Here is a 13,547-nt window from a genome sequence, read left to right as displayed (position 1 = left end):
ATAATGAAGTTAATGATTATATCAATCAGCATAGTGATTTGTGCTTACCTATGTTATTCACTCTTTCCCACCTATATTTATAAAATATCATATAGACAAAAGAAAAAGAATGAAGAATTTTTTGATAAAAGTATATATCTCACATTTGACGACGGACCGGATAAAGATTATACGATAAGGCTATTGGATTTACTCCAAGAATACAATGTAAAATCAAGCTTTTTTGTTGTCGGGACATTTGCACTGGATAATCCCGATATAATAGAAAGAATGAAAAATGAAGGTCACAGTATAGGACTTCATTGGTATGAGCATAAAAGTGCAATGCTTCAAACACCAAGAATGACTAAAGATAATATGAACAGAGGGATCAATGCACTAAAAGAACTTGGCATTAATACAAAGCTGTTTCGCCCTCCTTGGGGACAGTTTAACCTAAGTATGATTTCAGAAATCAAGAAGAATAACATGACACCTGTCCTTTGGGACGTTATGGCAGAAGACTGGGAAGAAGATACCACCACTCAAATAATAAAGGATAAACTTATAAACAGAGTAAATAATAATGATATAATATGTCTTCATGACGGAAGAGGGAAAAACAAAGCCCCTCTTAAAACGATAGAAGCTTTAAGAGAAATGATACCAAACTGGTTAAATCAAGGCTATACTTTTAAGACAGTAGGAGAAAAATATGAACGATAATTCAAGATTTAAGACTATGTTTAAATCATTTATATTGTTTGTGACTTTAATAGTCCTAACTTTTTATATACTATTTAAAGACGGCAATATCACTGCAATATTCGACACCATAAAAAATGTAAATTTGAATTATATATTCCTCGCTGTAATGTGTATGTGCCTCTTTTTAAGCTTAGAAGGTATCAATATAATAAGAAACGTGAATCTGCTCGGTTATAATTTGGGATTTTTCAGAGGTATAAAATATGCCCTTGTAGGATTTTTTTTCAGTGCTATTACTCCTTCCTCTTCGGGAGGACAGCCTATGCAACTTTATTATATGAATAAGGATAAAATAGACTTATCTCACGGAGCAATTGCCTTGTTTATCGAACTTGCAAGCTATCAGTTCAACGCGGTACTAATAGCCGTAACTTCATTTATAATAAACTTCAGCTTCTTTACGACAAAAGTAGGAAATATCAAATATCTTCTATTTATAGGGATATCACTTAACGCACTTGTTTTCTTTTTTATATTCTTTGCCATATTCTCAAAGAAACTAATGCCCAAAGCTGTAAATTTGATAACCGCGATACTTACAAAGCTAAAATATAAAAAAGTAGAAAGTTTCAAAGAAAAAGCGGATAAAGAGATAGCAGAATATAAACAAGCGGCTGACTTAATAAAAAAGGAAAAGCTTTCGCTTTTAAAGACAATCCTAATTACATTTTTCCAGCTTAACTTTATGCATGCCGTATCGTTCTTTGTATATAAGTCATTCGGGCTTGATACTTACAATATAATAGAAATAATAACTATACAGTCGGTACTATATTCTTCCGTTGCGGCACTCCCTCTACCTGGAGGTATAGGAGCAAGTGAAGGAGGATTTCTGACACTGTTTAAGTTCTTCTATCCTATAGGGCTTGTAAGCTCTGGAATGCTTCTTACACGAGGGATAAACTTCTACCTCTTTGTTCTTATCTCAGGAACTGCGGTAACGATATATACTCTAAATTATATAAGGAAAAGCAGTAATGCCGTGAAGGTATAAAAATAAAAAGAGAGGAGAAATGCTCCTCTCTTTTTTATTTTTATCTATTTATTATTTTTAAGCTCTTTTATTTCTTCTTTGAGTTCTTTTACTTCATTCATAAGCTTTTGTATCATCATTGTATTTATTGAAATGAATTCTTCATATCTAAGTCCATATTCATAATCAACGATTTTTTCTCTGTCAGACTCATTATAATAATCAAGTTCTTCTCCATCCTTATCTACAGGAGTTTTTACTATAGGAGCAAAATCACTATATTTAAGTCCCGCATTTTCGATGTTTTCTTCAATTTCTTGAGCAATAAACCCATAATGAGTTCTATGACCGTCCCCTTCAACAGATCTATAAGAAACAGGTCTTAAACCTTCAAAGAATTTTTCTATTTTCTCATCCTTAATTATTGAGTTTATATCATATTTCTTTCTTTTATCAGATGTGGAAACAGAACCGGTTTTTGAATAAATGGTATTCCATCTATAAGAAGCCGAACCTAAATAGCAAGTCCCATTTGCTCTGTTACGGAAAAGATATTTACTGTCAGCATAAACATATTCAATATTGCTGGCATTTGCGGCTGATCCGGAATTATTGATACAAAGATTGATTTTTCCTCCCGCATATAAACTTACGGCATGAGTCCCACCGCTTAACCCATCCTGACCTACAGCAACATTTCCTGCCGATGTACGAGTTATTAATCTAAGCCCATCAGAACTTATCAATCCACCGGGTTTGGTATCTGTTTTAAAATATGAAGCCGTAGCGTTTGCTACAGTTAAATTTTTAGAAGTGTCCAAATTTAATCTATCTATTTTTTGTTTATCGGCACTTGACAATAATCCATTTGAACTTGTAGTTGCGACAGAATACTTAGTATCTGTAAAAACTGCATCTGAAGGCACAGACTTTTCAATGGTAAACCCATTAACCGTTCCCGCATTATCTGCATAATCCGATTTATCAACTTTTCCGTCATCATTTGTATCATATACGGATTTAAACATATCTCCACAAGAAGCCGCTTCAACATCAGTAAGTCTGTCATTTAATAACTTACCTTGTTTTGCGGATAAAGCTTCATCGGCACTGGAACTTATGAGATTATCAGCAATCGAAATACTATTTGCATTTTCGCTTATTCCATCTAATTTAACTTTATCCTCTTTGCTCATCAATCCATCTATAACCGAACTTGATTTTTCATATGTAGTATCAGTGAATTTTGCATCTGAGGGTACAGCTTTTTCTACAGTGAACCCATTTATCTTTTGTGCATTTTCGGCTAAATCTACAATACCATTATTGTTTGCATCATATATAGACTTAAACATATCGCCCTTAGGTAAAGTCTCAAGATTTGATACTCTATCGTTTAATAGCTTACCCTGTTTTGCAGAAAGAGCATCTTCAAAGCTGGTACTCGTTATATTATCAATTACATCTACTTTGGTTGCTCTTTCACTTATACCATTTAACTTTGCTTTATCAGTACTGCTCATTAGTCCGGATATGCTTTCCGTAGCTATATCATACTTAGTATCCGTAAAAACGGCATCCTCCGGCACATTAACTTCAACTGTATGACCATTTACCTTTTCTGCATTATCAACAATATTATTATCATTCATATCATACAAAGATTTTAACATAAATATTTCAGTTGCTGACATTACATCATTATTTTTTTCTTCCATAATATATTCCTCCTTAAAATCAGATCCTTTGACATGTCAGTATAATCCTTTAAATAAATAATACATTAAAATTGATTTTAAAATTCATTATCAATTTAATATGTTTTTGTATGAGAATAAATAAAAAATAGAGATTTAATACATCCTCTATTTTTTATTTATATATTCAACCAATTGAAATTAATAATATACACACTAATTATTTATATAACTTACTCCAAGTCTTAGCTCCAACGATACCATCAACGACAAGTTTATTTTTCTTTTGGAATTTCTTGACCGCACTTAGAGTAGCACTCCCAAATATCCCGTCAACTTTTAATTTATATCCGCCTTTTTTATTTAGTTGAGTTTGAGCTTTCTTAACATAAGAACCTTTACTCCCTTTTCTGATTAACGGATATTCACTCACCGGAACGGTATACTTAGGTCTACAGTAGCATTTTATCCAAGAATTAGTCTTATGATACTTTTTCTTACAAACCGCACCTCCATTGGAATCAAAATCCCTAGAACTCGTATTCCCTTCAACAGTATAAACATAATTTCCTTTAACATCATAAACAAGCCCTACATGGGAGTTAGTACCGAAAATGATTATATCCCCTTTTTTAGGGCTTTTGCTTATTCTTTTTGCCTTGCTGAAATTACTGTATATGGTCGGTACATAATTTGAATACCCCAACATTACCTTTTTGCCTGTATTTTTACCAAAAGCTTTATAAAAACACCAAGAGACAAAATTAGCGCACCAATAGTCATTTAAAGTACCAGCACCTCTTATCTTTTTCATATCCCTGTTATATTTGGTATAGTTTTTATCACCTTTATTGGCTGTCTTGCTGTCCAAGCTCTTATTTGATTTTTTCTCTATGTACCCAACCTCCGATAACGCTATTTTTAGCACTTTACTCGCTGAATTTGCCATACAAATCCCTCCTTAGTCCATATCCATTTCTTTAAGTTCTTCTTCACTTAAAAAGTAATCCATATCATCTTCCTCTGCTTCTTCCACAGCTTTCAAATCTTCTTTAGTCACATCTCCGCTTTTAAGTGCGTTTTTTAAGTTATCACCTTCGATCGCAGCAGATGTAAAAGAGTTGTTCTTCCAAAAACCTATCACCGCCGATACGATAACCGAAACACCTGTCACTACTGTATATATAGTATTTTCATCTATATCCAACTTCGTAAAACCAAACATTGCCGCCGCACCGTTTATCATACTTACAAGTAAAAAAATCATTCTTGCAATAGTATCCGCAGTTATTCCCTTTAAATCAATTTTCTTCATTTTTTATATTCTCCTTTTCCAAATTTATTATTTTCTCTTCATGTTCGCTTAGTTTCTCGCTGTGCTCATCTACCCGTCTCCACATGGTCTTAAGTTCCTGCCCCTGCAGTATCTGAGTCTCCATCAAATCCGTAAGCTGTTTATTTATACTCTTTATATCGCTTCTGGTTTCATTCGTAGTATTACAAATAGTATCCAGCTTCACACTCATCTTCATCTGTTCTTTAACATCATTTGAAGTATCTTTCTTTGAACTTCTGTAATATGTAAGGCCTACGAATATTATTGTAAATAGCGACAGTAAAAGCGATAGATCTATCGTACTTTCAGCCGTCATTTCTATATCTACCTCCTTTCCGCATCTTATAATGTTCAATATACATTTATATTTCAGTTATTTCTTAACCCCTTTTTATAAAATAATTAAGGTCTTCTAAATTATTAAAATAGTTAAATATCAAAGTATTCTTATAATCTTTTTCATAATAACTAAAATAAAAAAGCTCATTAAAAATATAAATATCTTTAATGAGCTAATAATTGTTATAAACGTATTACTAATATATTAAATTTGACACTATTCTATTCTTTCCCAAATATTAACAACTTTATATGGCGGCATGTTATTATGAACGCCACTTCCGCCGATCGAATCCGATGAAGCAGAATGATCATGACTAAAATGCCAACTTAATTTTTTCCATGCATTATCCGGTGTAGTATTTGATACACTATAATTTCTTTTTAAAGTAATATCTCCTTGGAAATATGCAGAATCCCATGCTGTTGTTCCGGCACAGAAGAAAGTCCCCATATTACCATTAGCATTTCTAATATTTACTGTAATAGGATGATTATGAGAAGGCATTTCTGAAACTGTCAGTTTATGGCTAGCCTCACCGCCATCTTTTATATCACTACTGATTTTATAACTGCTATTTGAACCTAATAAAAATACACCTTCTAATTTACGCCATTTACCTCCCCATTCAGTATTAGGATCGAAACTCGCATTTGTCGTTTGATAAATAGAACCGACCGGATACATAGAGTCAATCAGCCCAAGTCCTTCTACGGATTTATGAAAAACTGCAGGGATATCGACTTCAAAAGCATCTTCTTCAGAATATTTACCTATTGCAACACCTTTTCCGCCTGCCTTAAAATCCACTGTAACAAATTTTGTTTGCAGTATAAAACTTTGTTCAAAAGTATGATTAAAATCGCTGAACTTAGCAATTATATCAAAGCTTTCATCGGAAGAAAAAGGAATACCCGTTAGAGAAGGAACTTCAACCGAAATCGGTTTTGTCACTCTGCTTTCAGTATTGAAATAAGATAACACATTATCGCCAATAGGCAATTCGCCTTCATCCAAAAGAACTATATTCCCGCTATGAATATGTGCAGGTTCACCGTCTTCACTGCATTTCTTCGAATACAAATCAAATTTAAGATTATTTTTATTGTTAACGGCACTTAAAGCCATATCAAAAGAAATGTTCAAAGAACTTCCGTTGTCATCAGTTCTTACTGCACTAAAATTCGTAACGGTCGGAACCGAATAAGGATAAACAGTTATCTTACTTGCGTCAGATGTATTGGAGTATCCTCTTGAATCCTTAACGGTAGAAGTTATGGCTACTTCCCCGGATGATGGAAGAGCACTTGACGAGAATTTAGAAGACGTCGAAGAGTAAGTTTTACCACCAATATTGAGTGAATAGTTTTTTATAGTACTATTATAAATTCCAACTGACGAAATCGTAGTATTTAAAATACTGACATTTTGAACATAAAGCCCCTGACATAATTTATTCCCGACAAATGTATTAGTAGGTTTTTTAGGCTTAAAATCGTTATTATTGGGAACCGTGACAGTAAAGCTTGTTGTTTTACTTCCAACGTTAGTGCTTCCGCTATAAGTAGTACAAGTTACATTGACTTTTCCAGATGTCGCATTTGGCAGTTGATTTGCAATAGCTTTATCCAGTGAAAAGGATGTACTTCCTCCAACACTGCTTATTGTTTTGGAATAACTGCCAATTGTACAAACTACTTTATGTGTAAAACTTGTACTTTTGCGGTTCGTATTTATTGTTATAGAATTTCCCAAGCTTTGTGATGTCGGGCTGACGGTAGGTGCAGACGCCCTAGGTATGGTTTTAAGCGCAAAAGAAGTTGAAACTTTTCCCGTACCTAAACTAATGCCTGTGGGATGAGATGCACTTACCGAAACGGATTTTTTACCGTCAGAACCATGGGTTATATTTAACGTTACAGAAAACAATTTGTTATATGTTCCCGTACCTTTACTTCTAAAATCAAATGATACGGATTTTGTATATTTAGTTCCATTTATACTATAAGTAAATGTATGTGAATTTAGATTATAACTTTGTGAATTAGAACCTGCTTTGTACATTCCAAACGTAAAAGTCACATTTGAAGTATTTTTTTCTATATTTTGTGAATTGGTTACGCAGGAAACATATAGATCATAACTGCTTCCTCCGGAATAATTACCTTTAACAGTTGCCATTAATTATTACCTCCTTGATATTTAATCGTTAAATTTCCGTCATTACCCGACTCAAATATGAATTTACCTATGTTGACCGAACTTATTGCATTGATTTCATTTGTCCTAAGCCCCCCTGAATAAATACTTGTAGGAGGCAAATAATCATCAGTACTGAAATTTATTTTTCCGTTGGCAAGATATATATTTGCTGTTTTATCGGAAATAGCATTTATATCTTCCTTACCCTCAGAGGAGTCTTTAGAGTCTGCCAATAAAATATTTTTATTGATATTTTCTCTCATCGGAGCATTGGGCGCATTTCCCTCCACATTTATCCAGCTTGCATTCAGTCCGACAGTACTTAAATAGGTAGTCACAAAAGAACCGTCGGATGTCGCACCGTTCTGCCAAATATGTTCATTTTTATCATATTCATCAGTCCAGAAAAAACCGTCTTGATTCATCATATAGACAATTTTACTGTCATTAAGCTTCTCCTGATCATGAAAATATAATATGCTGCTTCCGTCGTCCTGTAAATCAACCGTGTTATATAAACCGAACATAGCATTAGCAACTTTATTAAGTTTTAAAACATCTTTTTCTCTCGAAGTGATTTCATATTTGATTTCATCTTTTATCTTATCAATTATATTAGCTTCGTGTTTTGTAAGAGGATTTGACGAAGCATATCCTTTTTTTTGCTCACTGACACCTTTTGCCTCTATAGTCGAAGAACCATTCAATTTAAATGTATGATGAGTTATGATACTCTCGATAAGATTTCCATGATTATCCTCGAATATTATTCTACATAATGGCCATAAAAACGGCATGGAAATAGTCGTTGCTTTAAAAGGAAGATACCTAAGTACCTTCATTCCCTTTAATCCAGCTGCAATTTCTTTGGCTTTGTTTTTATATTCCGTTACCTCTTCCGTAGTACCGTCGCCTTCACCGCTTCCACCTTCAATCGGTGTATCCGATTCGGCAGATATGGAAGGGTCGGTATCATCGGGTATTTCAAGTTCGGGAGGCATATCAGAAGTATTTGTATCATCCGTATTTGTATTGTCTTCACCTGTACCCTCCGATGTATCCCCGGTATTTTCCGAGTTATCTTCTTCCGTTTCTTCGCCTTCTGCAGTCGTTGGGTCTGATATAAGGTCATTTCCCGAAATCGTATATACCAAAGATGAAGATTTTATTCCTTTTGCCGATAAATAAGACAAATCACAGTTTTCATATTCGTTTTCAAAAACAGCAGGCTCAGAATTATTACCGTCTTTACTTTGAACGATTATTTTATCAAGTACCAAAATGCTCTTATCGTATTCGCTTGAATAACGCATATTCGGTCTTAATACAAATTTATCTTCCGTAGAGGGGATTAAAAAGTCTTCATAAAATCCTAACTGTAACTCACCATCCCCGTCCATATAAGCACATGTACCCGTTATTTCACAGATCCACTGCAGGATTTGTCTACAAGTAAGACTTTCGCTCTGAGGCAAATCATAAGGGATATAATCCATATTGGGAAGATCTAAAAAGTCTCCCAAACTGCTCTCCGCATTATCTTTTATCATACACTGGTTATATATTGCAAATAAAATTTGCTGAATACTCATTCCCTGTTCATAATCCTTGAAATCGAATACCTTATCAAATGCAGCCATATAATCAAGTGCGGTAAGAGATATCGTAGTCTGATTTTTGATTTGTTCATCTACGATAAATATCCCCATAGGTATGTATGAAATAAGTCCGTCTTCTCTTTTAACGGAAACATTAACTCTAAGTGTAGCCCCTGCGAAATTGACATCATCGTATATACCAGTGTGGTTATCCAAAGTCATTTTAAGTTCCGCGGCTACGGCACTGCCGATTTCCACATTATCTCCGCTTGCGGTATATCTGTCTATGGAAAATGAACCCGCGATTATATTCTCCTCTGTAATACGGTTAATGACTTGTTCGGGATTTTCATCGGCTTGTCCATCTTCACCGAATAAAATATCCAAAGGAGTATTATCGACTGTCGGCTCATCAGCAAGCTGATATGATACTTCAACTCCCTGACGAGTGGAGCTCATAACAGCATCATAAGCTTTTTTTGAAATATTAAAACTCATAATTATACCTCCTCACCGGGCTGTATAATGACTTCTTCATTCGGATTTTCAGCTGCTTCGGGAATTTCTTCTTCGGTAAGTATTTCATCCTCCTCAGCTTTCCTTTGAGCCAAAGTCAGTGAAAAACTATCCCAAAATCCCATCTTACCGTTATATAAAGGTACACTGGTTTCTCCGAGATAAAATTCATCTATCCTATAGGAATTTTTTCTCGGGTCAAAATAACAAACCGTTACATATTCATCGGAAAAGTTATTTAAAAGAATAGCTAAATTATCGCTGTTCATAGACCTGTAAGAAATGGCTATTTCAATGTACTTACCCAGCCTCATTTTGTTGTATGTAGTATCCTCCGTCCTTCCGCTGTCGGAAGAAAGAAGTTCTTTGAGTGCACAGCTGTAGCTTGCGGGACATACTCCAAGGTCGATATACTCCGCATACTTGACTCTTATATCATTCCCCTCTTCGTCCTGTTCGGTACTGTCATATACATTTGTGATTATATAAGGAAGAGGATTACATAGTTCCGTCAAACTTCTGCTCGTCAATTCATCATATTTCATTGTTAATTTTTCCATTTATCTACACCCCCAATGCAATGACGGTCTTGCCGTCTCTTCTGTTTCTTCTTTCGATTGCCGTAATGATATCTTCCGCTTTTACGCTTCCGTTTTCATCCACGATCTGTATAGTCCAGTCTCCGCCTATACCGCCCGAACCGAGTGCCGATGCAACAGCATCGTAAACACCTCTGGAAACACTGTCAACGATTTGATTGTTATTCATTACCGCAGTCCTGCTTCCCATTGTTCCTACAAGTTCCGGACCGGCTTCACGGGCGATGAACATCTGACCTGCATCGACGAAACCGCCCATTGCCCTGTAAGATATATCAAAATCAATATGAGGCACACCTCTTAAACCAATAAGCTTAGCAGCATCATATAGCCAGTCGGGAGAACTTCCCCACGTAACATTAAGTCTTATATTAGGTAAATGAAGTGCGGAAGCTAACCCCCTTACTCCATCTCGGGCAAGTTTCGCCCATCTTTCAACCGTAAACCAAGGAGCTATATGTTTATTGTACCAATCAGAAATCGCTTTTCTTACATATTTAAGAGCCTTATCAAACGCATCTCTTAAACATGGTCCGATATTTTTAAATGTACCGTCCCATTTTTTAGCTCCAAAAAAGCCTGCAATATGTTTATTGTACCAATTTTGAATACCTTTCCAAACTCTTCCTAATGTATTATCGAATATCTCTTTAAACCCTTCCATTATAAGTTCCGTATCTCCGTTAAAAAGTCCTCTGAGGATTTTGATAAATCCACTAAGTACTCCTGCAATCGACGTTATGTTATCTGTCACAAAACCAAGTAATGTTAAAAATATACCTATAACCCCCTCTACCAACGGAGCCAAATATGTTCCGCAAAATTCAACCATACCTTGAATTATAGGTAAAAACGGTTCGATAAGAAGAAGTGCCGCTTCCCCAAGAAATAATCCGAGCTGATCAAATAACTCCATTATTCCATCTATCATAGGTTTTAAATGCTTTTCATAAAATTTTGTTAAAGATTCTACGACGGAATCAATAACTGGAGAGATATCTTCTTCCCAAACCTTTGTTAAGCTCTCGGAGAGTGGCTCGAATACATCAGCAACCTTTTCTCTGAATTCCTCACTTGTCTGCATTGCATATAAAAATCCCGCTCCAAGTGCCGCGACGATAGCAAGTACAACACAAAGAGGTCCCGCAAGAACTGCAGCCCCCTCACCGAGTCCCGCAAATGCGTCCGATAATCCGCCAAGAACACCTGTTAATGGACCTGAGGATCCTAAAATAGCACGCATTCCATCACCAATACTTATTAAGAAATCAGAAAAGCCTAAAGATTGCATAATCGACATTGATGTAGATACTGTACCTAAGGCAACTGCGAAATCCTCAAAAAAAGATGTATCAAAAGAATTCGATAATTCTTTTTGTATTTCTTTTGTCGTTTCCAAAATGCCGTTAAGCATTTCTTTTATAGAAGACAATGTTTTAACAACATTATCATCAATAGTTAATTCAAATTGTTCCATACTAAATTTCCTTTCTTTTAAATTTTTTTGTGTTATAATTTATTTAATTATTAATGTTGAGGTGCTATCATGAGTAAAAATAAAAAAAAATATTCAATGTTTACGACTACTTACTGGAGAGAAGTGGAATTATCAAATAGAGGTGCATCAAGTGCATTAGAAGGTCTATATGATAGTGGCTCTTTACCTGTTTCTCAAGGTGTAGAAATAATAGTTTTTGCTTACGAAGATAAAATAACTTTTGAAACGACTAATCCAAATTTAAAGAAAACTTTTAATTTGGATTATAGTAAAATAACTTCTATCGAAAAAACGGTAAAAAATAATATTGAAAGTACACCATTAAACCCTATAAGCAGAAGTGCATTATCTCAGGATAAATACTGCGTTATAAACTATAAATCAGATAATGAGAAGAAATTTATTAAATTCCTCTATTCAACAGGTGTTTCATCTTTATTAAGAGTTCGTAATAAAGGTTATTGTAAAATATGTGATTTCTTTGATTTTGTATCCTCAAAAATACAAAACGGGAATGAAACCGAAATTACCGATTTATAATTTTACTCATTTACCTCAAAACCTTAACCTTTCAACTTAACCACCCCTTTCTAAAATTTGTAATTAAAAAAGACAACAAAAGTTGTCTTTCTTTTTTGCGGTTTATACCGCATACATAAGCCTCAATGTTTAAAGATTATGTATGGGGTATAATTCTTCGATTTGAAGAATATTTTACCAAGACGAATATTTTCTTCAAAACGAAGAATAGGAGCATTTTTTACTTTTCTTCGAAATGAAGAATAATATAAGGTTTACTGATGTAATTCTTCAAATCGAAGAAGTGTATAATAAAAAGAGAAAACTCATTTTACTTGGTTTTCTCTTCGAATTCTTTATTAAACATTGCCGCATATGCATCGAAAAGCTCGGCTTCCTCAGCTTTACTTTCTTCAATATCTTTATTTTCAAATAAAGGAAATGGTTTATCCGGATATTTTGTATTTTCTGCAAGTACGTTTGCAACCGCATGAGAAACATAAATCCCGTTTATCCAAAATAAATAATTATTCTTTTCGATTTCTCTTTTTTCTTTATCTTCATAAGCTTTGATAAAAGGCAGCAATCTTTTTGGAGTAAGCCTCCAAAATAAGTCATAATCCACACCAAGCATCAATGCATTAGGAAGATAAAATTCATTTATCAGTTCGCTGAAAGAATTATATTTTACCTTTTCTTTTATGCTTTTTACGTCTTCTGTCTCTTGCTCTTTTAAGAGCTCTGTTTCTGGTTCTTGTTGAGAGCTTGAAAAAAACCGCTTTCTTCTACCGCCTTATTTATCTCTTCCAGCATTTCGTCCAAAGAGCCGCCGTTTTCAAGATGTTCTTCCATTTCTTTTCCTGCCTTTTCATAGTCCCCGTTCATTGCAAGGCCTAAAAAACCCCTTACTGTAGATAATATTTTTTTGTCCATATCCGTTAGAGAAATACCCATTTCCTCTAAAGTACATATAGTATTAAAATTAAGTTCGGGTATAGTATAATTTTTATTATTAATGATCATTTTTAATTTTCCTTTCATATTAAAAAATATTTTATAAAATACTTTTGATTTCTGCTACTTAGGAGGGGTAACCCCTCCTCATATTTATGTAATTAAGCTACTTTTGTGATTTTAGAACCCGGAAGTACAACAACTTTCATATCTACTGCCGCATTTAGACCTGCGCCAACGATCAAAGCATTGTGTTTACCGCTGAATGAATATTCAGTTTCGCCGAAGTTTACTTTATAAGTTAAATCTAAGCCTTCTGCTCCCACTAATTGTTCGAATACAGATGCATCATAGTTAGCAACGAATTCCATAGCTGCCATACCTTTGATACCGGGGATGAATTTTTGTGAATCATCCGAAAGACATGTTACTTCGATAGCTGCCGGTGCAGCTCCTAAATCAGGGAATGATTTGATTGCAACGTCGATATTGATAGCTGTTTCTCCTTTAGTTCCTGTAATATTTAAAATTGTTCCTTGTGTACTTATTGCCATTGTTATTTTCTCCT

At 34.5% G+C, this 13,547-nt stretch carries 14 protein-coding genes; 3 read left to right on the top strand and 11 right to left on the bottom strand.

Going from position 1 to position 13,547, the window contains the following annotated elements; all coding sequences use genetic code 11:
* Nucleotides 1-3 precede the first annotated feature (3 nt).
* Together ANASTE_RS03480 and ANASTE_RS03475 are read left to right on the top strand one after the other, a co-directional pair.
* Nucleotides 4-705, top strand: a complete 702-nt coding sequence (locus ANASTE_RS03480; RefSeq protein ID WP_007049551.1) for a polysaccharide deacetylase family protein — start codon at nucleotides 4-6, stop codon at nucleotides 703-705.
* Nucleotides 695-1,741, top strand: coding sequence for a lysylphosphatidylglycerol synthase transmembrane domain-containing protein (locus ANASTE_RS03475; protein ID WP_007049550.1), 1,047 nt, complete (start codon nucleotides 695-697; stop codon nucleotides 1,739-1,741). The genes ANASTE_RS03480 and ANASTE_RS03475 overlap by 11 nt, the downstream gene beginning before the upstream one ends.
* Before the next feature lie 44 nt (nucleotides 1,742-1,785).
* Here ANASTE_RS03475 and ANASTE_RS03470 read toward each other — a convergent pair whose 3' ends face one another.
* From ANASTE_RS03470 to ANASTE_RS03435, 8 genes are all read right to left on the bottom strand, one after another.
* Nucleotides 1,786-3,438, bottom strand: coding sequence for a tail fiber domain-containing protein (locus tag ANASTE_RS03470; RefSeq protein ID WP_007049549.1), 1,653 nt, complete (start codon nucleotides 3,436-3,438; stop codon nucleotides 1,786-1,788).
* Nucleotides 3,439-3,637: 199 nt separating this feature from the next.
* Complete coding sequence (locus ANASTE_RS12195) at nucleotides 3,638-4,366, bottom strand: peptidoglycan-binding protein (protein WP_007049548.1); 729 nt, start codon at nucleotides 4,364-4,366, stop codon at nucleotides 3,638-3,640.
* 12 nt (nucleotides 4,367-4,378) lie between these two features.
* A complete protein-coding gene (locus ANASTE_RS11270) occupies nucleotides 4,379-4,732 on the bottom strand; it encodes an SPP1 phage holin family protein (RefSeq protein ID WP_007049547.1) in 354 nt (117 codons plus the stop codon).
* The gene (locus ANASTE_RS03455) at nucleotides 4,719-5,069 is read right to left on the bottom strand and encodes a hypothetical protein (RefSeq protein ID WP_039944900.1); all 351 of its coding nucleotides are present in this window, start codon (nucleotides 5,067-5,069) and stop codon (nucleotides 4,719-4,721) included. The genes ANASTE_RS11270 and ANASTE_RS03455 overlap by 14 nt, the downstream gene beginning before the upstream one ends.
* 240 nt (nucleotides 5,070-5,309) lie before the next feature.
* Nucleotides 5,310-7,274, bottom strand: a complete 1,965-nt coding sequence (locus ANASTE_RS03450) for a DUF859 family phage minor structural protein (RefSeq protein ID WP_007049545.1) — start codon at nucleotides 7,272-7,274, stop codon at nucleotides 5,310-5,312.
* Nucleotides 7,274-9,391, bottom strand: a complete 2,118-nt coding sequence (locus ANASTE_RS03445; protein ID WP_007049544.1) for a hypothetical protein — start codon at nucleotides 9,389-9,391, stop codon at nucleotides 7,274-7,276. Before ANASTE_RS03445 ends, ANASTE_RS03450 begins: the two co-directional genes overlap by 1 nt.
* Before the next feature lie 2 nt (nucleotides 9,392-9,393).
* Nucleotides 9,394-9,969: a hypothetical protein gene (locus ANASTE_RS03440; protein WP_007049543.1), complete on the bottom strand. Its 576-nt coding sequence runs from the start codon at nucleotides 9,967-9,969 to the stop codon at nucleotides 9,394-9,396.
* A 4-nt stretch (nucleotides 9,970-9,973) separates the two neighbouring features.
* On the bottom strand, nucleotides 9,974-11,485 hold the full coding sequence (locus ANASTE_RS03435; protein WP_007049542.1) for a phage tail protein: 1,512 nt from the start codon (nucleotides 11,483-11,485) through the stop codon (nucleotides 9,974-9,976).
* A gap of 69 nt (nucleotides 11,486-11,554) precedes the next feature.
* Here ANASTE_RS03435 and ANASTE_RS03430 point away from each other — a divergent pair, with 69 nt between their 5' ends.
* A complete protein-coding gene (locus ANASTE_RS03430; RefSeq protein WP_007049541.1) occupies nucleotides 11,555-12,046 on the top strand; it encodes a hypothetical protein in 492 nt (163 codons plus the stop codon).
* Between the two features lie 310 nt (nucleotides 12,047-12,356).
* Here the strand turns inward: ANASTE_RS03430 and ANASTE_RS03425 are convergent, their stop codons facing one another.
* From ANASTE_RS03425 to ANASTE_RS11265, 3 genes are all read right to left on the bottom strand, one after another.
* The gene (locus ANASTE_RS03425) at nucleotides 12,357-12,650 is read right to left on the bottom strand and encodes a hypothetical protein (protein ID WP_156777667.1); all 294 of its coding nucleotides are present in this window, start codon (nucleotides 12,648-12,650) and stop codon (nucleotides 12,357-12,359) included.
* 107 nt (nucleotides 12,651-12,757) lie between these two features.
* Nucleotides 12,758-13,066, bottom strand: a complete 309-nt coding sequence (locus tag ANASTE_RS03420; RefSeq protein WP_007049539.1) for a hypothetical protein — start codon at nucleotides 13,064-13,066, stop codon at nucleotides 12,758-12,760.
* A 74-nt stretch (nucleotides 13,067-13,140) separates the two neighbouring features.
* Nucleotides 13,141-13,533 carry a hypothetical protein gene (locus ANASTE_RS11265; RefSeq protein WP_007049538.1) on the bottom strand — a complete coding sequence of 131 codons (393 nt, stop codon included), beginning with the start codon at nucleotides 13,531-13,533 and terminating at the stop codon, nucleotides 13,141-13,143.
* Nucleotides 13,534-13,547: the final 14 nt, after the last annotated feature.

The sequence above is a fragment of the Anaerofustis stercorihominis DSM 17244 genome (assembly GCF_000154825.1).
GTDB classification, from domain to species: Bacteria; Bacillota; Clostridia; order Eubacteriales; family Anaerofustaceae; genus Anaerofustis; species Anaerofustis stercorihominis.
Note: the sequence above shows the minus strand (reverse complement) of the source record. Positions and strands in the feature narration are given on the sequence as shown.